This window comes from Streptomyces odontotermitis (genome assembly GCF_050510915.1).
Taxonomy (GTDB): domain Bacteria; phylum Actinomycetota; class Actinomycetes; order Streptomycetales; family Streptomycetaceae; genus Streptomyces.
The window spans coordinates 86,532-107,801 of record NZ_JBNJLS010000026.1 but is presented as its reverse complement, the minus strand read 5'-3'; the positions used below and the strand labels follow the sequence as shown (position 1 = coordinate 107,801).

Here is a 21,270-nt window from a genome sequence, read left to right as displayed (position 1 = left end):
ATGCGTGCCTTTCCGTGGGTGGGGTGTTCAGCTGCGTGGGTGTGCCGCTCAGCGAGCGGGTGGCGGGAAGAAGCCGGACGCGACGAAGTAGTCGGCGTAGGTCCGGATGAGCGCGCCGTCCAGGGCCGGGAACGCGGGCCCTGAATCCGCAAGGCCGGTCAGGGTGTTGGTCCGGTCGAGACGGACCTGGCCCAGGCGGGACAGCGCGGGCAGCGTGTCGGTGAGCAGCACGGCCGCGTCAAGGGGTCCCGCGCCTGCCGACCGGTCCGCCTCGGCGTCCGCCTGCCGGCGCAGAGCCCGGGTCCAGTCGTCGAGGCCCATGGTGTCCAAGTGATAGCCGTACGACCGCAGATGGCCGAGGACCGTGTCGAAGGGGACGGGTTCGGGGCACGTGAGATGGTGCGCCAGACCGAGGCTGCCGGGGCGGCGCGAGAGATGGACGAGGGCGGCCGCGGCGTGATCCACGGGGATCAGGTCGACCACGGGCGGCGGGTCGTCCTGATCGGCCGGGCGCGGCGCGGCCCCGATGACGAGCATGGCCCGCACGAGCTGCCAGAGCACGTCCTTGTGGGAACCGGCCCCACTGACGGTGTGTCCGCTCACCCGGCCGAACCGGTACACGCTCACCGGAAGCCCGCGCTCGCCCGCTTCCCACACGAGCTGCTCCGCCGCCCATTTGCTGGCCGTGTAGCCGTTCTGTATGAGGGACTCCGGGCGCACCCGGTGGGCCTCGGGCACGGGGGCGAGGCCCTCGACGTTCTCGTCGGTGCTCACGGAGACCGCGGCCGTCGAGACGTGGTGGACCGGCACCGGGACCGCGCGGGCCGCGAGGCGAAGGACCTCCTGGGTGCCGGACACGTTGGCCGCCCTCAACCGGGCGTACGGTTCGAGCGCGTTGACCCGCGCGCCATTGTGATAGATGACGTCAGTCAGGGCCGCCAGCGCGTCGAACCGCTCCGGGGAGAGGCCGAGCAGGGGCTTTTCCAGATCGCCCGGCACGGGCACGATCCGGTTGCGGGTGAACTCGTTCCACAGCCCGTACTCCACCAGGCTCCGTCGGATGCGCGCGGCCGCCTGTTCGGTGTCGTCCGCGCGGACCAGACAGTGGATGTCGGCACTCGTGCGGTCGAGGAGTTCGCGCAGGAGGAAGGCGCCGAGGAAGCCCGTCGCCCCCGTCAGCAGGATGTTCTCGTGGTCCCATGCCTGGCCGGACGTACCCTCGCGGCGGGGCCCGACGGTGATCCGCGGGTCGAGCACGGCCGCCGCCGCGAGGTCGGCCGGGGCCGGACCGGACGCGGACGCGTCCGCCGCGGCCGGGTCCGTCGATGTGCTCACCCGGTCGACGGCCTCAAGGAGCGCGGCCACCGACTGCCGTTCGAAGAGGGTACGGACGGGCAGTTCCGCTCCGAGGCGGCGGCGGATCCCGCTGATCACCCGGGTCACGAGCAGGGAGTGCCCGCCCAGGTCGAAGAAGTTGTCGTCGATGGTGACCTGCGGGACATCCAGGACCTCGGCGTACAGCTCGCACAGGATGCGCTCGCGCGGATTGCGCGGCGCCCGGCCCGCCGACAGCGTCGCGAAGTCCGGCGCCGGGAGCGCGGCCCGGTCCACCTTGCCCGTTGCCGCGACCGGCAGCACGTCGAGGACCGTCACCGACGCCGGGACCATGTAGTCGGGCAGCAGACCGGCCAGATGGGAGCGCAGCTCAAGGCTGTTCAGGTTCGCCGAGTGAGTGGCGGGAACGGCGTATCCGGCGAGGCGGGTGGCACCGCGGCTGTCCTTGCGTGGGACGACCACGGCCTGCGCCACGTCCGGGTGGGTGCTCAGGGCGGCCTCGACCTCGCCCGGCTCGATCCGGAACCCGCGTATTTTGACCTGCCCGTCGGCGCGGCCCATGTACTCCAGTTCCCCGTCGCTGTTCCAGCGCACGATGTCGCCCGTGCGGTACATTCGCGAGCCTGGGGCGCCGAACGGGTCCGCCACGAACCGGTCGGCCGTCAGCCCGGGCCGGTGCAGATAGCCGCGGGCGAGTCCGGCCCCGGAGATGTGCAGCTCGCCGGGGATCCCGGGCGGCACGAGACACAGGTCGCGGTCGAGGACGTAGGTGCTCGCGCCCACGGTGGGCCTGCCGATCGGAGGCGTACCGCCGCCGGAGAGCGGGGAGCTGAGCGTGGCGCACACGGTGGTCTCGGTCGGTCCGTAGCCGTTGATGAACCGGCGTCCGGCCGACCAGCGCCGGACCGTCTCCCCGGACGACGCCTCACCCGAGACGATCAGCGAGGACAGGGAGGACAGCTGAGCGGGCTCCATCACGGTCAGCGCGGCCGGGGGCAGCGTCGCGTGGGTGACGCCGAGCCGCTCGACCAGGGCGGCCAACCCGGGTCCGGGCGCGGTGAGTTCCGCCGGTGCCAGCACCAGCGTGGCGCCGGTGAGGAGTCCGCCGCACAGTTCCCACACGGCCCCGTCGAAGCTGTGCGATGCGAACTGGAGGATCCGGCTTGACGCCGTCACCCCGAACCGCCGCAGCTGCGCCTCGACGACACCGGAGAAACCGGAGTGGGTCACCACGACGCCCTTGGGGCGGCCGGTGGACCCGGAGGTGTAGATGGCGTATGCGGGACTCGTGTCCGTCAGCTGGCGTACCCGCTCGCCGTCGGCCACGTCCGTCTCCCGGCACAGGCCGAGGGCGTGCCGGGTTTCGGCCCGGTCCAGGACGACTCGGCGCATGCCGGGGGTGCCGGGAACATCCGGCAGGGGGAGCGAGGTGCCGGAGTCGGTGAGGAGCAGCGCCGGACGGACGTCCTCGAGCATGAACCGGAGCCGCGGCGCGGGGTAGTTCACGTCCAGCGGCAGATACGCGCCTCCCGCCTTCAGTACGGCGAGGATGGCGATCACCGAGTCGACCGTGCGGGGCAGCGCGATGGCCACGTACTGCTCGGGGCCGATGCCGCAGCCGACGAGATACCGGGCGAGCCGGTTCGCCCGGGCATTCAGCTGACGGTACGTCAACTTTCGTGCGGTTCCCACTCCGTCGTCGAAGAGCAGCGCCGTCGCCTCCGGCGCCCGCTCTACCTGCGCCTCGAACAGATCGGGCAGGGGCAGTCGCGGTATGTCCCGCACGGTGTCGCGGCCCTGCACAAGAAGCCTTTCCCGCTCGTCGGCGAGGACCGCGTCGAGCGCACCGATGCGCTGCTCGGGGTCGACGGTGATCGCGTCGAGGAAACGCAGGAACCGTTGGACGAGACGCTCGACGCTGCCCCGGTCGAACAGGTCGGTGCTGTACTCCGCCACCCCGTCCATGCCCTGCGGGCGCTGGTCGGCGCCCCAGGACTCCCGCAGGCTCAGCGACAGGTCGAACCGGCAGGCACCGGTGCTCACCGCGCGCTCCCCGACGGCCAGGCCCGGCAGCTCCGGCGCACCCTGTGGAGCATTCTGGAGGGCGAGCATCACCTGGAACAGGGGGTGGTGGGCCGTCCCGCGAGCCGGGGCGAGGGCGTCCACGAGGCGCTCGAACGGCATGTCCTGATGGGCGTACGCGGCGAGGTCGGTCTCCCGCACCCGGGCGAGCAGATCTCGGAAGGCGGGGTTCCCCGAGGTGTCGGTGCGCAGCACCAGGGTGTTGACGAAGAACCCCACAAGACCGTCCAGGGCCTGGTCCGTGCGGCCCGCGACCGGGGTACCGATCGCGATGTCGTGGCCCGCGCCCAGTTTGGTCAGCAAGGTGGCGAGGGTGGCGTGCACCACCATGAACGGGCTCGCACCGTACCGCCCTGCCAGGTCCACGAGCCGCCGGTGCAGATCGGCGTCCACGGTGAAGTGCAGGGTGTCGCCGCGGTGCGATGCGGACTGCGGGCGGGGCCGGTCCAGGGGGAGTTCGGCGCACTCGGGCAGCCCGGCCAGGGCACCGGTCCAGTAGGCGATCTGGCGGGCGGCCGGACTGCCGGGGTCGTCCTCGTCGCCCAGGAGCTGCCGCTGCCACAGGGTGTAGTCCGTGTACTGGACCGGCAGGGGCTTCGTGTCGGGGGCTTCACCGGAACGGCGTGCGGCGTAGGCCGTGGCGAGGTCCTGCCACAGCGGTGCGAGGGACCATCCGTCGCAGGCGATGTGATGGATGGTCAGCGCCAGGACGTGGCGGTCCGGGGCCGTGGTGAACAGGTGCGCCCTGACCGGGACTTCGCTCGCCAGGTCGAACGGCCGGCGCACCGCTGCGGCCACCGCCGCGTCGAGTTCCGCGGGCGCCACCGTGCTGATGTCCAGCGGCGGTCGTGCGTCCGCGCCGTCCAGGACGAGCTGTCGGGGCACACCGGCCGCTTCGGGAAAGACGGTCCGCAGGCTCTCGTGGCGCTCCAGGACATCGCCGAGCGCGGCTTCGAGGGCTGTCCGGTCCAGCTCGCCCTTCAGGTCAAGGACGAGGGGGACGTTGTAGGTCGCGCTCGGCCCCTGGAGCCGGTCGAGGAACCACAGGCGGCGCTGCGCGAAGGACAGCGGTATCTGATCCGGGCGTTCCATGGGCTGGAGCGGGGGCCGATCGCCTGCCGACGCCTGGCGCACGGCCTCGGCCAGACCGGCGACGGTCGGCGACTCGAAGACGCTGCCCACCGGCAGCTCCAGGCCGAGCGCCGACCGCAGCCGGGAGCTGAGGCGGGTGGCCGACAGGGAGTGCCCGCCGAGCGCGAAGAAGCTGTCGTCGATGGTGACCCTGGACACGCCGAGGATGTCGGCGAACAGCCCGCACAGCAGCTCTTCGAGAGGGTTGCGGGGCGGCCGCCCGTCCTCGGCGGCGCGGATGTCGGGCTCCGGAAGCCGGCGCCGGTCCACCTTGCCGTGCGGCGTCAGGGGCAGGGTCTCAAGGACGACCGTGGCGGCCGGGACCAGGTACTCGGGTAACCGCTCGCGCAGGAAGGCGCGGACCGAGGAGACCAGGACGCCGGTGTCGCGCACGGTCGCGGGGGCGTTGGCCAGCGAGGTGAGCGCCGTACCTGCCGGTGCGGGGGCGGCGGCGCCGGGCGGGCGGCGGGTCAGCAGGACGTCCAGGGCGTCATCGATGGTGACGGACCAGGTGGCGGACGCCCTAAGCCCCAACTGGGCGGCACATTGGTTCAGTTGCTCCAGTACGAGGGTCTCGGCGTCGTCCTGACCGCTCAGCGGGTGGATCCGGTCCGTGCCGCCCACACCGTCGAGGGCCCGCAGCGCCGCGGCGACGGGTGCCATCCGGTGGTCGGGTACGCCGGTGAGGCGGATGTCGACGGGCCGTCCGGCGTCGAGGCGCCCGGCCAGCGATTCCAGGTCCGGGACGTCCTGGCCCCACCGCAGCTCTTCCACAGGCGGCTCGGGAGCCGCTTCGTGTCCGGCCTTCCGCAGGACGGTGTCGTAGCGATAGCGGGTCAGCTCGTTGACGTACCGTCCCCGCTTCACCCGCACCTCGCTGCCGCCAATGCCGGGGACGGCACCCGCCAGTTCGGTGAAGAACGCCGGGTCGACCAGGAGCTCCTTGTCCCGGACCATGCCGTGCTCGACGGCCGCGCGGAGTGCGCCGGGGCTCGACGGCAGGTCCGGGCGGCGCAGCTGGACATCGGTGTGGAAGGCGCGAAGGAAGCGCAGATTCCGTACGTCCCCGACGAAGACGGACCCACCGGGGACGAGCAGTTCGACGGCCTTGGCCAGGACGTCCGTGAGGTAGTGGGCGTCGGGGAAGTACTGGGTGACGGAATTGATGACGACGGTGTCGAAGAAGTCGGCGGGCAGGCCACTGATGTCGTCGGCCGCACGGGCACGCAGCTCGATCCGGCCCGCGAGCGAGGCGTCCCGGCGCACCAGTCCCGTCAGCGCCTCGATGACCTGGCCGGACAGGTCCGTTCCCCAGTAGGCGTCACACTGCGGGGCAAGGCGGGACATCAGCAGGCCGGTGCCCACGCCTATCTCCAGGACGCGACGCGGGTTCAGTTCGCGGATCCGCTCCACGGTCGTGTCGCGCCACTCCCGCATCTGCTCCGCCGGAATGGGCTGTCCGTCGTAACTGCTGCGCCAGCCGGAGAAGTCCTCGCCGAAGCGGGCCCGGGCGACATCGCTGTAGAGCGAGTCGTAGATCCCCTGCCACTCGCTCACGGAGTCCGCGTGCGCGGTGCTCTGCCCGGACCCGGCCTCGTCGGCGGGCACCACGTAGCCGACGAGCCGTTTGCTCCCGGGCCGGTCCTGCCTGGTCACGACCGCGGCCTGGGCGACGCCCGGGTGCTCCGAGAGCACGGCCTCCACCTCGCCGGGCTCTACGCGGAAACCGCGGATCTTCACCTGGTCGTCACTGCGGCCCACGAACTCAAGGAGACCGTCCGGCCCGCCGCGCACCAGGTCACCGGTGCGGAAGAGCCGGGCGCCGGGCTCTCCCAGCGGGTCGGCGACAAATCGCTCGGCGGTCAGGTCGGGGCGGTTCCAGTAGCCACGGGCCAGGCCCGAGCCGCCGACGTAGAGCTCCCCGACCTCGCCCGGCGGCACCGGGCGCAACTGCCCGTCGAGGACCTCGGTGCGCATGCCCGACATGGCGGCGCCGATGGGGACCACGGTGCCCGGGCCATCGGTGCCGGCGACTCGGTGGCAGGTGGCGAACGTCGTCGTCTCCGTGGGCCCGTAGCCGTTGACGACCGCCGTGCCGGGGCAGGCCCGCAGCACCCGCCGGACGGCCGCGGGCGAGACCGAGTCCCCGCCGGTCCACACTTCGCGCGCGCCGCGGAAGCACTGCGGGTCCTCCTCCGCAAGCACGGAGAACAGCCCGGCGGTCACCCACAACCCGGTGACCCCCGCATCCGCGACCGCCGAGGCGATGCCGCGGGCGTCCAGGTCACCCGGCGGCGCGACCACGACCGTCCCGCCGCACAGCAGCGGCACCCACAGTTCGTAGGTGGACGCGTCGAAGGCGTGCGGCGAGTGCAGCAGGACCCGCTCGTGGGCGCCGCTGTGCCATGCCTGGTCCCGGGCCAGGCCCACGACGTTCTCGTGGGTTACGGCCACACCCTTGGGCGTACCGGTGGAGCCGGAGGTGAACATCACGTAGGCGAGCTGCCGCGGTTCGGCGGGGACGCCGGGGGATGCGGGGCCCTCGTGCCCGTCCGGTGTGCCGAGCGGCACCGGCAGGACCCGCGGCCCGGCGGCGCCGAACTCGGCCCGGGTGTGCGGCCCGTCCGTCAGGACCAGCCGGGACCCGGTCTGCTCGACCATCGACCGCAGCCGCGAAGCGGGCTGCCGTGCGTCCAACGGCACATAGCAGGCACCGGATTTGACGACGGCGAGCAGCGATACCACGAGCTCGGCCGAGCGTTCCATCAGGACCGCCACGGTAGAACCAGGGCCCGCCCCCTCCGCGGCAAGGCGCCGGGCCAAGTGGTCGGAACGGGTGTCGAGTTCCCGGTACGTCAGGGCCGTGTCCTCGTGGGCCCCGCAGATCAGTGCGGTCGCGTCGGGAGACAGTTCAGCCTGCCGCGCGAAGGCATCCGGGAGGGAGTGGTGCTGTGCGGACACGCGTCAACTCCTCTGCGCCGGCTTCCCGAAGCGCGGCGGTGCCGACATGCCGGTCGGCCGCACAGGAGGAAGGGCGCACTCAGTCGTCTGGTGAATGCGTCATCGAACGATGCGTAGCGATCATGTCGCAGAACGTGGCGATGCGGACCGGGGCGGTGGCCAATTCGGCCGTTCTTGCAATCGGCTGATCGGTCGTGTGCCGCTTTGTGGTCAATCCGCAGGTGCGGTCGCTTCCGGGAGCGGTACCGCTGGGGCGCGGGCCCCGGCCGCGCCATCGGACCACAGGACGTAGTCGTGAGGTGCCCCGTCGGATTTGCGGCCGGGAGATTGGCCGGAATGCAGTTCCGAGGGGCGGTTCGTGGGAAATGTCGGGCAAGGATCCGGCATGCTCCGCGCCGTACCGGGAAGATCGCGCTCGTTTGCGGCGGCACGGCGCAGGGGGACGCGGCTGACGCCACCGGTGAGTTACTGAAGGGGAGGTCAGGACCATGACTGCCGACAGGCGCGGAGTCACAGCCGAAGCGGTCGGAGAACTCTACGACCAGGGAACCGAGTTGCTGAGCGCCCTCATGGGCGGCAGCCTGCACTACGGATACTGGGACAGCCACGCCGACACCGGCTCCATGGCCGAGGCGTCCCGGCGCATGACCGACCTCATGATCGACAAGCTCGCGGTGCGCAGGGGCGGACGGGTCCTCGACGTCGGCTGCGGTACCGGCCGCCCGGCCCTCCGGCTCGCCCGGTCCACGGGTGTGGAAGTCGTCGGCATCACCATCAGCCGCGAACAGGTCCGGCTCGCGAACCTGGCGGCCGAGGCCGAACAGCTGGACGGCCAGGTGAAGTTCGAACACGGCGACGCGGACGACCTCCGTTTCGCCCCCGGGGCCTTCGACGCGGTGTGGCTGTTCGAGTCGCTGCTGCACATGCCCGATCCGCGGCGCGTGCTGAGGCAACTCGCTGCGATCCTGCGACCGGGCGGCCGCCTGGTCATCGCGAACCTGGTGCAGCGAACCCCGGTCACCGAGGCCGAGGAGGCCGGCCTCGCGGCGTACCTCCAGATGGCCGGCATCGCCTCGATCGCCCCGCTGGACGACTATCCCAGCCTGGTCGCCGACAGCGGGCTCGTACTGGACGAGCTCCTCGACGTCTCCGACCACAGCGTCCGCAGGACCCTCGAGTGCGTCCTCGCCGGGCTCTCCGACGCCGTGGTCCCCAAGGCCGCGGAGGCCGACGCGGTGAGCGAAGCGCTCGGGCGGGCCAGGGCCGTCGTGGAGCAGTTCGCCGCGACACGGGGCATCGGATACGCGCTGGCCGTCGCATCGAAACCGGTACGCAAACTTCCCGAGTGAGATCTTCAGGCCGTTCTCGGACCGACCTCACACAGACCGGTAAGACCCCGGGTAAGCGCAGGTGCGACCGTGTGCGCACGACTGGCGACGGAGTGCGGTCATGTGCCGCCAGATCCACTTGCCCTGCGTAGTGGCGTTTCGGGTGATATCGAACATTGGCTTAAATAGCAGCACTTAGCGCTCCATAGGCGAATCGATCTCTCCGGATGGCAGATGTTCGCGATCACCGGATGAGACGATCCGATCGTTTGCGCCCGTTACGTGTTCCCAGTTGTGCAGGGAGAGTCAATGGAAGCCGCTGCTCTCACACCGGACACGGGAGTCGCCGCCGAGATGGTGGGACGGCCCGTGCGCTTCGAGTCCCGGAGGTACCAACCGACCGACAGCTACGCCGACATCGCTTGCGACAAGATCCGGCGCGGGAGCGAGGTGCTCGGTGCGGGCGAGAGCGAACGGCGGTCTCGACTCGCCCTGGTCCGCGAGCTGTTGGGGGACTGGGGTGAACTCCCCGCGGGGCAGCCGCCCGAGCGCGCGTGCTGGGTCGCCATCGACGGCATGCCTTTCGAAGTGTCGTTCGCCTGGGCCGACGGCCAGAGCGAGCTGCGCCTTTCGCTGGAAACCCCGAGCCACCCGGGTACATCCCTGGCCCGCCAGGAGGACGGCAGGGCATTCACCCGAAGCCTGGCCGGCCGGCCGGGAGTCTCGATCGAGCGCTATCTCGCCGTCGAGGACCTCTTCACCGACCGGGACCCGCGCGGATACTTCTCGCTCTCCCACGGGGTTGCCTGGCGGGGCGGACACCCGCTCTACAAGATCTATCTCAACCCCGCCGTCGTCGGCCGCGAACACGCTGTTGCCCGCACGGAGGAGGCCATGGTCCGGCTGGGCATGGAACGCCCCTGGCGCGCCCTCGCCGACCACCTGGGCGGCGTCCACGGCATCGCGCACGAGCCTGCCGCCCTGGCCCTGGACCTGTCCGACAGCCAAGAGGCGCGCTGCAAGGTCTACCTCGCGCACACCGGTGTGAGTGCCGACGCCATCGATGCCCAGTCGGCCGTCGCGCGTGATCACGTACCCGGTTCCTTCGCCCGTGCTCTTGAAGGCGTCACCGGACACCGCGAGTCCGGATGGCCGAAGCCCCCCGTCACCTGCTGGGGCTTCAGCTCCGCACAGGACGCCCCGAGTGCCACGCTCTATGTGCCGCTCATCCCCGGTCACAGCGACGACGCGTCCGCGCACGACCGCGTGGCGGCCTTCATGCGCGAGGAGAACGTGGACCCGGCGCCGTACACGGCTGCCCTCCACGCCCTGGCGGACGGCCCGCTGACGGAGTCGGTGACCCAGAACTTCCTCTCCTACCGCGGTGGTTTGGCCCCGCGCTTCGCCGTCTACCTCGCCCCGGGCACGTACCGCCCGGCCTGACGGCGGTGACCGGCAGGTCCCGCACCACCGCACGCCGAACCGCAGGTATCCCCAGGCGCAGCCTTCACTGCTGTGCCGCCGCGCCGTTTTCCCGTCAGGAGGACATGTGTCGCAAGAGAGCCCCCACACCAGCGCCGGACCGATCACCCAGCAAGCCGATCCGATCGCCCCCGAGGAAGTCGGTGCCTGGTACGACGAGTTCGGTGACGTCTGGCACCAGACCCTCGGCGAAAGCCTGCACTGCGGGCTCTGGGTGCCCCCGGACGCGCCGCACCCGGCCGGCCTGGATCTGGTCACCCTGTCGTCCGAGGCGCAGGACCGGTACACGGACTACCTGATCGGTCTCCTCCACCTCCGGCCTGGACAGCGCTTCCTGGACATCGGCTGCGGCCCGGGCCGCCCGGCCGCCCAGTTGGCGGAACGGACCGGGGCGCACGTCACGGGCATCTCCGTGAGCAAGGAGCAGATCGACCGCGCCAACCGGCTCGCGGCCGGCCGCGAAGGGCTGACCTTCGAGCTCGCCGATGCCACTCAACTCCCGTATGACGACGCGTCGTTCGACGGCGCCTGGGCTGTGGAGAGCATCGGGCACATGGACCGGGCCAAGGCCCTGAAAGAGGCATGGCGCGTGCTCCAGCCCGGTGGTGAGTTCCTGGTCCTGGAGGCCGTGCTCGTCGCCGATCCGACCGAGGCCGATGCCGCCCTCTACGATCAGGTCCTCGCCAGCAATCTCCCCCTGCGCATGCCGGAGTTCTTCGCTCTGGTCGAGGACGCGGGCTTCCACACCCTTGAACTCAAGGACCTGACGGCCAACCTCGCCCTGAGCATGGACATGGTGGAGCTTGGCTTTCATGACCGGCGCGAGGAGATGGACAGCCGGTTCGGGCCCGAGTACGCCGCACAGATGGGCGCGGCCCTGCCGCCCGTTCGGGCGTTCATCCGCGAGAAGATCCGCTTCTTCCTGCTGTTGCTCCGCAAGTGATGCCGAAGTGAGGCGAGGCATTCGGTGACGCGGGAAGCCCCGGCAGGTGCGCGCTGCCGGGGCTTCTCGACGAATCGGCCACCGCGTCAGCCAGGGCGCGTCGCATGACCGACAACCCGCACCTCAGCCCCATCCTGGAGCGCTCCAACCGGACCGTGTCCTGCGCGGCGGCCGTCATGTATGCGGAGGCCGGCGACATCCCGGTCAGCGCCACCCGCGAGCAACTGGCCGCGCTCGCGCATGAGGTGAACAGTCCGCGCTGCACTGCGGGCTCCGTCGCCGTGGTCTTGCGCCATGAGCTGATCGGCGCGCAGGGGCAGGTGTCGTACGCGGGCGTGCTCCAGGTGGAGGGCGGTGTAGAGGTCGAGGGTGGTGCGGGCCAGGGCGGGGGAGTGGCCGGTGGCCTCGGGCAGGGTGCGGGAGCGGGTCGTGGGCGAGGTGTCGGCGTAGCGGACGGTCAGGGTCAGTGCGCGGCACACCTCGGAGTTGGTGCGCAGGCGCAGCCCGAGCTGTTCGGTGAGGACGAGCGGCGCGCGGCGGTGTTCGTGCTGCTCGTCACAGCGCCGCGCGCACGGTGCACCTCCGCCTGGCGATGCTCACCGGATGAGGGAAGTGCCAGACTCGCGGCGTGGACATTGACATCGAGTCGTGGGCGAGCGGGATGCGTCCGGCCATCCGTGGGCTGGTCGAGAACCTGGGTGGGGATGTGGTCGCCTTCGACTCGGATCCGCTGACCGCGGTCGAGGTGCTGGACGACTTCGTGGCGCGCTTGCCGCTGGACGAGATGGAGACCGAGGACTGGATCGGCCTGCACACGGACCTGACGGCGTTCGTGTCCGTCGTCCTGATGGACAAGCTGGGCGGAATCCTGCGAGCACGGGAAGACGCGTCGCTGCCTGCCGGTTGGGAACCGGTCATCGAGGTGATGGGACCCGATAGACAGGTCCGTCAGGTCGCACCGGTCACGATCGTGCGCCAGAACCTGCACCCGGTCCCGCAGCGCATCCCACGCTTGATCGAGACAGCCCTCGGCTACGCCACCGGCAGGATCTCCAAGGGTCTGTTGTGAAAGTGCTGGGCACAGTCACTCGTTGAGGATCGCGACCAGCACGGTCGCCTCGTAGCGGACCGCGAGCTTGTCATACCTCGTGGCCGCAGCCCGGTGATGCTAGAGGCGGTTGATCCCGCACTCGACCGCGTGCCGCTGCTTGTAGTCGTCCTTGCCGAACTTGGGTGGCCGTCCGCCTCGCGATCCGCGCTCGAGGCGGCCGCGGACGCGATCCGTCGGGACTCTGATCCGCTTGCTTGGAGTGCACTCCAGGGCCATAGCGTTGTGGCAGCTGAACCGAACCCCCAACGCGTCGACGCAGCATCCCGCACGACCAACTGGAAAGGCGGCAAGTGGCAGACAACCCATTCACGACGCATGCAGAGCTTTTCGATCTGCGTGGAAAGCGCGCGCTCGTCACCGGTGGCACCCGTGGCATCGGAATGATGATCGCGCGTGGCCTTCTCCAGGCGGGCGCCCGCGTGGTCATCAGCTCACGCAACGCAGAAGCGTGCGCTCAGGCGCAGGAACGGCTGTCCGAATTTGGTGAGGTGCGGGCCATCCCCGCCGACCTGTCCCGCCACGAGGAGTGCCGGCGACTGTCCGACCTCGTCACCGCCGACTCGGAGCGTATCGACATCCTCGTCAACAACGCGGGCGCCATGTGGGACGAGCCGCTGGCGACGTTCCCAGACGCGGCCTGGGACACGGTCGTCGACCTCAACCTGAAGTCGCCGTTCTGGCTGGTCCAGGCGCTGCTGCCCGCACTTCGCAGGGCGGGCACCGCCGACGATCCCGCGCGGGTCATCAACATCGGCAGCATCGCTGCCATCCACATCCCCCAGCGGCCCAACTACTCGTACTCCAGCAGCAAGGCCGCACTGCATCAACTCACCAGAGTGCTCGCCAAGGAACTAGGACCGCAGCACGTCACCGTGAACGCCGTGGCGCCGGGACCGTTCCCGTCGACGATGATGGCTGCAACCCTCGATGAGTTCGGTGAGGCGATCGCGGCGTCGGCCCCACTACGCCGGATCGGCCGCGACGACGACATGGCGGGTGTCGCCGTGTTCCTCGCCAGCCGGGCAGGCGCATATCTAACAGGTGCCGTGATCCCCGTCGACGGCGGCATCGCCACTACCGCGTAGGCCGCCTATGGCCTGTTTGTGAAGGGGCCGACCTCGTGCTGGTCATGGACCGGCCGCTCATGGTCGGACTCCACGCCCAGGTCGATGCGTTCACCGCCCGCAAGGTCGCCCTCTACCTCGTCGACCAGGACGTGCCCGACCCCTACGGCGGCGACCAGGCCGCCTTCACCGCCTGCGCCGAGATCATCGAAGCGGGCGCCGCCCGGCACCTGCGCTAGCTCGACCGGCTACCGCCGTGCCGCCTCGAGGACGACACCGACCAGCCGCTCGGTGGCGTCCGGTCGCCCGTACCGGCGGGCCTGCTCGGCCATCGCCGCACGCTGGCCAGGATCCGAAAGCAGGCGCTGCACGGCCGCCTGCAGCCGCGCCGGGGTCACGTCGTCGATCACCGGTGCAGAAGACGGGAGTGTGCTGTTCAGCGTCGACCCGAAAACCGGTATGCGCCGGTTCATCAGCATCGATGAGGTATTTGATCTGGACCTCTAAGGTCACGTCCAGGTCAGTGAACTCATGGTCGTTTGTCCATAGCTGGAGAATCCCGCGCATTACCAAGGACCCTCCGCGCGCCGCTCCCGCGGAGGCTCTGCTGGACGAGGTCCCCGCTGAGGTAGGGGGACCTCGTCCACCCACCGCGCCCGGCGAGTAGTTCGTCAGCTCCCCTCGCGTGCCGATCTGGTCGAGCTACTTGATCCAATCGCCGCCGCGCATCGTTCCTGTCTGGCGGCCGCCAATACGCAGAGGTGACGCGCGTTACGTCCGTGTTCCCCGCGGTAGCCCACCTGAGTCTCTCCGACATACCCGTCCGTGCTTACGATCAAGGCGTTTCCGGGATACGTGTGAAGCGGCCTCCCGGAGCACGTTGATACACCGGATAACCCTGAAATGCCCGGATTTCCATCGGGTGGTGCAGGGCCCGGCACAGAGCAAGGAGCGCGGGCATGGACAAGCGGAACGAGCCGGGGCGACGGACGGTACTGGGAGCTGCGGCCCTGGGTGCCGGAGCGACGGTATTGGCCGGAGCGGGACAGGCGAACGCGGCTGGAGCGGGGGCGACGGACCGGGGGGCCCGGCGGAAGCCCGCCGGGCCCCCGCGAAGCTGCCCGTACCGTTCGTCATCGGCCACCGCGGCGCCAGCGGCTACCGCCCGGAGCACACCTTCGGCTCCTACCAGCTGGCCCTCGACATGGGTGCGGACGTCATCGAGGCCGGTGACCTGGTCCCCACCAGGGACGGGCACCTGGTCTGCCGGCACGAGCCCGACATCTCTGCCACCACCGACGTCGCCGACCACCACGAGTTCACCGGCCGCAAGACGACCAAGACCGTGGACGGCGCGAAGATCACCGGCTGGTTCACCGAGGACTTCACGCTCGCCGAACTGAAGACCCTGCGCGCCAAGGAGCGCATCCCCGACGTCCGCCAGCACAACACCCTGTACAACGGGCGCTGGGAGGTGCCCACCTTCGAGGAAGTCCTCCAGTGGGCCGAGAGCGAGGGACGCCGCCGCGGCCGCCCCGTATGGATCTACCCAGAGACCAAGCACCCCACCTACTTCCGCAAGCTGGGCCTGGGCATCGAGGAACCGCTCGCCAAGCTGCTGCGCCGCTACGGCCGGCACACCGCGCAGGCTCCCAACCTCCTGCAGTCCTTCGAGCCCAGCAGCCTCAAGCGGCTCAGCGAACTGGGCGTGAAGTGCCCGAAGGCCGTCCTGCTTGACGAGCCGTCCGTCAAGCCCGCCGACTTCGTCGAGTCCGGTGACCCACGTACCACCGCCGACCTCCTCAAGCCCGAGGGGCTCAAGTGGATCGCCGGCTTCGCGCAGGGCATCGGGCCCTGGCTGCCGCAGATCATCGCGGAGGACGACAAGGGCAAACTCGGCAAGCCCACCACCCTCGTACGCGACGCACACGCCGCGGGACTGTTCCTCACCCCGTACACCGTGCGGAACGAGAACAGCTTCCTGCCGCTGGACTTCCGGGTCGGCAAGGCCCCGGGCGGCTACGGCAACTCGCTCGCGTACTTCAAGGCGCTCTTCGCAACCGGCATCGACGGCCTGTTCTCCGACAACCCGGACACCGCACTGCTGGCCGCCGAGGAGTTTCGTCGGCACTGACCCGCCTGCGCTCCGGACCGGCACCCGGCTCCCACCCGCCCGCGTACGCACGCGAGTTGGGAATGACACAGGGAGCTCGGCGCCGGTCCGTTTCGCTTGCCTCGTATGCCCCGTAAGAGTGCGCTCTTGGCATTGTTCTCCAGGTAGTTCGCGTGCTACTTGTCGGGCGTGTGGCACGCACGCGCCGTGCGATAGCGCCGGGCCGACACCACGATGTTGACTCTGAGGACCGTGATGCTCACGGTCAGCACGCACCGCACCGCACCGCACCGCGAGAGATTGCGACGACAGCGTGACGGCCCCCCCGCACAGCTACGCGAGCGTCACGTTGATGACCATGAAGACCACCGCCTGCCTGACGCGCCGCTGCTCGTTCACGAGACAGCCGCGCATCCGGACGAGCTCACCAGCACTCAGGTCCCGGCTCCTTCCCTCTTCAAACACTCTTCCCCCAGCTCGAACGTCTTGACCGTTGTGATGATGCACCGCGGTGGGAGGCATCAGCCCGCCGGTTCGCCATGTTGAACGCCCGACTGGCCACCTTCACTGCGAGGTCGTTTGGTCTAGGTAGATTTCCACTTATGCGCTGGTGGGTTCCTCGCCAGGTTGGAATGGTCTTGTCGGTTATGCGCTTGGCGAGGTTGTCGATGGACACGACGTGGATCATGGCCTCGGGGCTGGCGGTGGGCCTGCGGCCGAGCCGGGCTTTCCGCCAGGCCGTCAACGTCGGCTCGATCAAGGCCCACCGGGTGTCGGACAGGTCGCCGGGGTACGGCTTCGGCTGGCTCACGCCGCAGCGTGATCACGGGCTGCACCGACGAGTTCGCGGCTTCTGGAGGCTCGATAGCCGCTCACCCGCCTCTACACCTCAAGACATGACACGGATGAAAAGCTCTCATAAGGGCTGACCTGTGTAGACATCCACTCGGGGCCTGTTGGCCGGGACAGCGGAAAGGGGTTGTCCAGGCACGACGCAGTAGCTGTCAAGGCTGTTCTGCGAGGAAGGCCACCACGGAGTCCAGGAACTCCGCCTGCCGTTCGACGTTCGCCATGTGCACCGTGGGCAGGAGGGCGAACCGCGCGCCGGGGATGGTCGCGGCGAGCTCCTTGCCGTGGTCGGCGGACGTGACGGTGTCGTGCTCACCCGCGATGACCAGTGTCGGGTTGTGGATGAGCGCGGCCGTGCGGCGCAGGTCGTAGTCGCGCACCGCGGCCCAGCTCCCGGCCACGCCCTCGCGCCGCGTGGTGAGCAAGGTGCGGCGGAAGCCCTCGACGATCTCATCGTCGCCTCGCAGCATTCGGGCCGGGAACCAGTTGTGCAGGAACCTCTCCGCGGTGACCTGCATGTCGGGGGCTTCCAGCAGTTCGGCGATCGGCCGATCCCACTGGTTGGCCGGGCCGAGGTACGCGGCAGTGTTGGAGAGCACCAGGCGGTCGACGCGCTCCGGAACATGGATCCCCAACCACTGCGCGACGATTCCGCCCAGAGACAGGCCCAGCACGTGCACCCGCCGCAGGCCCAGGGCATCCAGCAGCTCCACCACGTCGCGTCCCAGCCGGTCCAGGGAATACGGGCCGCTCGGGACATCGGAGGCGCCGTGGCCGCGCGCGTCGTAGCGCAGCAGCCGGAAGTGCTCGGTCAGAGCCGGCACCTGGCCATCCCACATGTGGAGGTCGGTACCGATGGAATTCGAGAGCAGCAGCACCGGCTTGTTCTCGTCACCGTCGAAGCGGTAGGCGATGCGGACGCCATCGCCGGTGGTGATGGCAGTGCGGGTCTGAGAGGTCATGTCAGCTCCAGTGATCTAGCGGCTATGCGCTCAGCCTATGAAGGCCACCTGCAGAGATCTATTACAAAGATCAAACGAACCCTGTAGGTTTTCTGGATAATGTCGAACTTCACGCTCCACGAGTTGCAGTGCTTCAACGCGGTTGTGCTCGACGGCGGCTTCCAGGCCGCCGCCGAGCGGCTGCACCGCTCGCACCCTTCTGTGTTCGCGGCAGTCGCCAAGCTGGAGCGCCAGCTGGGCCTGGACCTGCTGGATCGCTCGGGCTATCGGGTCCAGCTCACCGAGGCGGGGCACGCCTTCCACCGCAAGGTGCGCTTCCTGCTGCATGAGGCCGAGGAACTGCAGACCTACGCCGCGCAGTTGGCGATGGGCGAAGAGGCCGAACTGCGCGTGGTGCTCGGGGACCTCTGCCCACTTCCACCGGTGTTGGAGATGCTCAGCCGCTTCTTCGCACAGCGCCCGCAGACACGACTGCACCTGCAGTTCGAGACGGTCACCGGCCCCTGGGAGCGGCTGCTGGAGGACGAAGCCGACCTCATCGTGCACCGCGTCCCCAAAAGCGACGTGCGGATGGAGTGGATCGACCTCGGCCGCGTCGCGCTGGTGCCCGTCGTGGCGCCCGGTTTCCTGCCCTTCCCCGCGGAGACCGACATCACACCGCAGCGGATGCAGCCCTTCACTCAATGCATAGTGCGGGATTCGGCGCGGCAGCCGTCCGAACAAGGCCATTTCCTGGTCGAAGGCGCGCCCCGTAGCTCCGTTCCGGACCACCTCATGAAGAAGGAACTGATCTTGCACGGCATGGCGTGGGGACACGTGCCGCGGTTCCTGATCGAGACCGAGTTGCGTGACGGACGCCTGCTTTCCATCGCCGGACGGCACTTTCCCGGTGTGGTCGAGGAACTCTCGGCAGCTCGCCGGCGCGACCGGCCGCACGGGCCGGTCGCCGACCAGCTGTGGGACTTCTTGGCCCGCGATGCACCGGTCCTGCGGCCGACGCTGGGCCGGGTACCCACCAAGAAGAATCGGACTTGACGACCTCTGAGACCGGACAGTGCATGCGGAGATCCGCCAAAACCATCAGGGCCGGCACACCCCACGGATACGGTGATGCGGGAGCGAAGCGTAGCTACCCCCGGTGTCCAACTCACCCCGCGCCAGCACCCGCCCGCGTACGGAGGTGAGGAGTGTGACTCCGTTGACGAACGCCTTGCGCATCGGCCCGGACCCCACGGTCGTTCTGCTCGCCCGAGTCACGAGGCGGCCATCTGCTGGAGCATCGCCGCGGAACACCCCCCCCCCGCTATGGGGCGTATCAAGCCATCGACATCCAGGCGACCGTCGCGGCCTGGAGCCTGACCGGTCCGGTCAACTCGCCCATGTGAGGCCGTACGGTCTGCGGAGTCGAATCCGCCAGGATCCGGACGACAGGCGCAGATCACCGGGTGCGCATGGCATGATCACGGCGATCAGTACGCGCGAGCCATCGCGCTCCGTCTCGTTGCCGTGGTGACGCGTTCCGCAGGGCCTACATGTCTCCTGCGACGCAGCCCGAGCACATCCTCAAGGGTCCAACTTTGCGCAAGACAAGCAAGCACGTCCTCTTACCCGCACTGAGCGGCATATCCCTGATGTCCCTGCTCGCCACGGGGTGTTCGGCGAGCGACGCCCCCGGCACCGGGCCGAGCGGCGGAGTGCGGGCGCCCGCCCGGGCCGATGCCGGCAGTGCCGGTGACGGTATGGAGGACGGAACGGGAAGCGGGGCCGGCGATGGATCCGGTGCGGCGTCCGGTGGCAGTGCGAGCAGGCCCGATGGTGCCCCGCGGCGGCTTTCCGTCAGGGCGGCTCCCGCCGCAGGCGCGCCGACTGCCGTGGTCCGACCGGGCGACGGCGGCCGCCGGACGCACAAGTCGTCGCTACGGGTGGCCTCGTACGACCGTAAGAGCGGACGTGCGGTGATCACCGGGGCGGTGGCCACACCTCCAGCAACGAAGTCCCCGGCAACCCCGCCTTCGGCTTCCTCAAAGCCTTCGGCACCTTCGACAACGCCTCGTTCGGATCCGACTTTGTCCAGTCCGCCGCTCGCAACGCCCGCCAAGAACTCCGCTGTTGCAGTGGGCGACGTGATCGCGAGTGCGCCTGCTCCGGGTGAACCCGACGGCGTACTCGCCAAGGTCACCCAGGTGTTGGGGAAGAAGGGCGAGGACGGCACCGAGGTCAAGATGGCCCCGGCCACGCTGAACTCGGTGCTGGGGGCGGACAAGGCCAACGGCAAGGTGCGCGTGGACCCGTCCGAGATGACGGTTGAGCCGCTGGTCAAGGGCGTACGACTGTCCTGGGCGAAGCGCGGCCGGCCGCGGGTGGGACCGCACGGCGCCAAGCTGCCGCTGGGCAGTCTGCGTCTTGATGTCGCGACCTCGGTCGCCACCGCGAAGGACGCACCGGCCTCCGCCGCGGCCTCGGCCTCCGGGTTTGTTCAACTCGCCCCGGACATCGACTTTTCGTACGACGGCAGTGGTAGCGGCGAGGGGAGTGCGAACACCGATGGCGTGCCCGGCGGGGCGTATATCGGGCTGTCCGGTGACTGGTCCTCGCAGTGGGAGCTGAAGGGGCAGGCGGCAGCAGCCACCGAGCCCGGAAAGCCGCTGCGGATGCCGTTCGCCAAGCTGCACGCCGACCCGGTGATCCAGGTCGGCCCGGTCCCGGTCGTCGTCAACCTCGACCTGACCTGCTACCTCGCGGTGGAGGCCGACGGCCGGATCAGCGTGGACATCCGCCAGGACCTCAAGGGGGACTTCCGCGTCGGTGGCAGCTACTCGTGGTCCAAGGGCTGGACCTCGGTCAGCCGGTCCGACATGACCTCTACCCCGGTACGGGCCACCGTGGCGGCCGCGGGCAGGACGAAGGCCACACTCGGCGCCGAGGCGAGCGTCGGGCTCTACGGCATGGCCGGCGTGAGCGCCGACATCGCCCCGTATCTGCGCGGCGAGGCGCATGCCTCCGCCACTGCGGGGACCGATGGCCGCGCCTCTGCCTCGGCCGAGTGGAAGGCGTACGGTGGGCTGGACCTGTCCGGCTCGCTCAATGCCCAGCTGACCGTCTTCGGCACCCCGCTCTTCCGCAAGAGCATCCCCCTGGGCGCCCTGCATCGCGAATGGAAACTCTCCCAGGGAAAGGTCTCGACGAACACCGGCTGATACAGAGGTTGTTGAGTGCCCATCGTTCTGGCGCGGTGCTCTTGTGGGTGCCGCGCCGGTTCATGCGGCCCGAGCAATCCATGCCTGAGTATGTCGATGAGGGGCAGCAATGCCCGTCGGTAAGTTTCCTGTCCCTCGTCATCCCATCGAGGCATGCGACGGCTCCTCGCATGTGAGGGTGTGGATGGGGCCCTGAGTCCACCGGTTTCCATCCAGCTCCGGGCGACGTGGTTGGTGAGGTTCCGGAAGCCTCGGGTGGAGACGCGGAGGTATTCGAGGGGCCCGTTGATCGCTTCGGCCGGGGCCGTTGCTGGCACCGGGGTGGTCGAAGAACGCAAGAACGTCGACCGCGCGGGTGGGGGGGCGACGTGGCTGTGCCGAGCTAGCGATCACCCCGCTGATCTGGGCTTCGTGCGCTGGTTCGCATGGAAGCGTGCCTTCTGCTGGCGATCGCGGCGGCCCGTTCCTTGCTACGAATGCCACAACTCACTCGATCCCGAACTTCGGGCCGACGGCCCGTCAGCGCTCACCATGCATCCCCGCGACGTCGAGACGCGTCCGCGCCCTTGCGCGCAGAGGCGATGCCGACAGATCGTCCGATGGCGGTCGCCGGAAAACAGGGGATGGCACGCGGCCTGGCCGCCTTCCACCTCGGCCGCCGCGCTGTCGCGCGGGCCTGGGCCGACCGGCAGTTGACGAGCTTCCTGACCGA

General features: G+C 69.7%; 11 protein-coding genes and 6 pseudogenes. 10 read left to right on the top strand and 7 right to left on the bottom strand.

The features are described from left to right. Positions 1–48: 48 nt before the first annotated feature. Complete coding sequence (locus tag ACQB60_RS41045; protein ID WP_496931192.1) at positions 49–7,509, bottom strand: amino acid adenylation domain-containing protein; 7,461 nt, start codon at positions 7,507–7,509, stop codon at positions 49–51. Positions 7,510–7,997: 488 nt separating this feature from the next. Here ACQB60_RS41045 and ACQB60_RS41040 point away from each other — a divergent pair, with 488 nt between their 5' ends. The 3 genes from ACQB60_RS41040 to ACQB60_RS41030 all read left to right on the top strand — a co-directional run bounded on the left by ACQB60_RS41040 (position 7,998) and on the right by ACQB60_RS41030 (position 11,262). Next, positions 7,998–8,858 carry an SAM-dependent methyltransferase gene (locus ACQB60_RS41040; protein ID WP_496931191.1) on the top strand — a complete coding sequence of 287 codons (861 nt, stop codon included), beginning with the start codon at positions 7,998–8,000 and terminating at the stop codon, positions 8,856–8,858. A 288-nt stretch (positions 8,859–9,146) separates the two neighbouring features. Then, positions 9,147–10,280: a tryptophan dimethylallyltransferase family protein gene (locus ACQB60_RS41035; RefSeq protein WP_496931190.1), complete on the top strand. Its 1,134-nt coding sequence runs from the start codon at positions 9,147–9,149 to the stop codon at positions 10,278–10,280. Positions 10,281–10,386: 106 nt separating this feature from the next. Next, positions 10,387–11,262, top strand: a complete 876-nt coding sequence (locus ACQB60_RS41030) for a methyltransferase domain-containing protein (RefSeq protein WP_496931189.1) — start codon at positions 10,387–10,389, stop codon at positions 11,260–11,262. Positions 11,263–11,348: 86 nt separating this feature from the next. Here ACQB60_RS41030 and ACQB60_RS41025 read toward each other — a convergent pair. Next, positions 11,349–11,816: pseudogene (locus ACQB60_RS41025) on the bottom strand (DinB/UmuC family translesion DNA polymerase); the annotation flags it as partial. Between the two features lie 74 nt (positions 11,817–11,890). Between ACQB60_RS41025 and ACQB60_RS41020 the strand changes: the two are divergent. After that, positions 11,891–12,331: a hypothetical protein gene (locus ACQB60_RS41020; RefSeq protein WP_496931188.1), complete on the top strand. Its 441-nt coding sequence runs from the start codon at positions 11,891–11,893 to the stop codon at positions 12,329–12,331. A 15-nt stretch (positions 12,332–12,346) separates the two neighbouring features. Here the strand turns inward: ACQB60_RS41020 and ACQB60_RS41015 are convergent. Beyond that, a pseudogene (locus ACQB60_RS41015) lies at positions 12,347–12,550 on the bottom strand (IS5 family transposase); the annotation flags it as partial. A 113-nt stretch (positions 12,551–12,663) separates the two neighbouring features. Here ACQB60_RS41015 and ACQB60_RS41010 point away from each other — a divergent pair. Together ACQB60_RS41010 and ACQB60_RS41005 are read left to right on the top strand one after the other, a co-directional pair. After that, positions 12,664–13,458 carry an SDR family oxidoreductase gene (locus tag ACQB60_RS41010; RefSeq protein ID WP_496931187.1) on the top strand — a complete coding sequence of 265 codons (795 nt, stop codon included), beginning with the start codon at positions 12,664–12,666 and terminating at the stop codon, positions 13,456–13,458. 35 nt (positions 13,459–13,493) lie between these two features. Beyond that, complete coding sequence (locus ACQB60_RS41005) at positions 13,494–13,676, top strand: low molecular weight phosphatase family protein (protein WP_496931186.1); 183 nt, start codon at positions 13,494–13,496, stop codon at positions 13,674–13,676. Between the two features lie 9 nt (positions 13,677–13,685). On the opposite strand, the gene ACQB60_RS41000 is transcribed toward ACQB60_RS41005, so the two are convergent. Beyond that, positions 13,686–13,916 carry a hypothetical protein gene (locus tag ACQB60_RS41000; protein WP_496931185.1) on the bottom strand — a complete coding sequence of 77 codons (231 nt, stop codon included), beginning with the start codon at positions 13,914–13,916 and terminating at the stop codon, positions 13,686–13,688. Positions 13,917–14,396: 480 nt separating this feature from the next. Here ACQB60_RS41000 and ACQB60_RS40995 point away from each other — a divergent pair. Then, positions 14,397–15,571: pseudogene (locus tag ACQB60_RS40995) on the top strand (glycerophosphodiester phosphodiesterase). Between the two features lie 673 nt (positions 15,572–16,244). On the opposite strand, the pseudogene ACQB60_RS40990 reads toward ACQB60_RS40995, so the two are convergent. Together ACQB60_RS40990 and pcaD are read right to left on the bottom strand one after the other, a co-directional pair. After that, positions 16,245–16,361 (bottom strand): annotated as a pseudogene (locus tag ACQB60_RS40990) (IS5/IS1182 family transposase); the annotation flags it as partial. Between the two features lie 193 nt (positions 16,362–16,554). Next, positions 16,555–17,361, bottom strand: a complete 807-nt coding sequence (gene pcaD / locus ACQB60_RS40985) for a 3-oxoadipate enol-lactonase (RefSeq protein WP_496931184.1) — start codon at positions 17,359–17,361, stop codon at positions 16,555–16,557. Between the two features lie 99 nt (positions 17,362–17,460). Here pcaD and ACQB60_RS40980 point away from each other — a divergent pair, with 99 nt between their 5' ends. After that, positions 17,461–18,396, top strand: coding sequence for a LysR family transcriptional regulator (locus ACQB60_RS40980; RefSeq protein ID WP_496931183.1), 936 nt, complete (start codon positions 17,461–17,463; stop codon positions 18,394–18,396). A 1,088-nt stretch (positions 18,397–19,484) separates the two neighbouring features. Further along, positions 19,485–20,558 carry a hypothetical protein gene (locus ACQB60_RS40975; RefSeq protein WP_496931182.1) on the top strand — a complete coding sequence of 358 codons (1,074 nt, stop codon included), beginning with the start codon at positions 19,485–19,487 and terminating at the stop codon, positions 20,556–20,558. A 191-nt stretch (positions 20,559–20,749) separates the two neighbouring features. Here the strand turns inward: ACQB60_RS40975 and ACQB60_RS40970 are convergent. Further along, positions 20,750–20,912: pseudogene (locus ACQB60_RS40970) on the bottom strand (transposase); the annotation flags it as partial. A gap of 117 nt (positions 20,913–21,029) precedes the next feature. On the opposite strand from ACQB60_RS40970, the pseudogene ACQB60_RS40965 reads away from it, so the two are divergent. Beyond that, positions 21,030–21,182: pseudogene (locus ACQB60_RS40965) on the top strand (epoxide hydrolase); the annotation flags it as partial. Between the last annotated feature and the right edge of the window lie 88 nt (positions 21,183–21,270).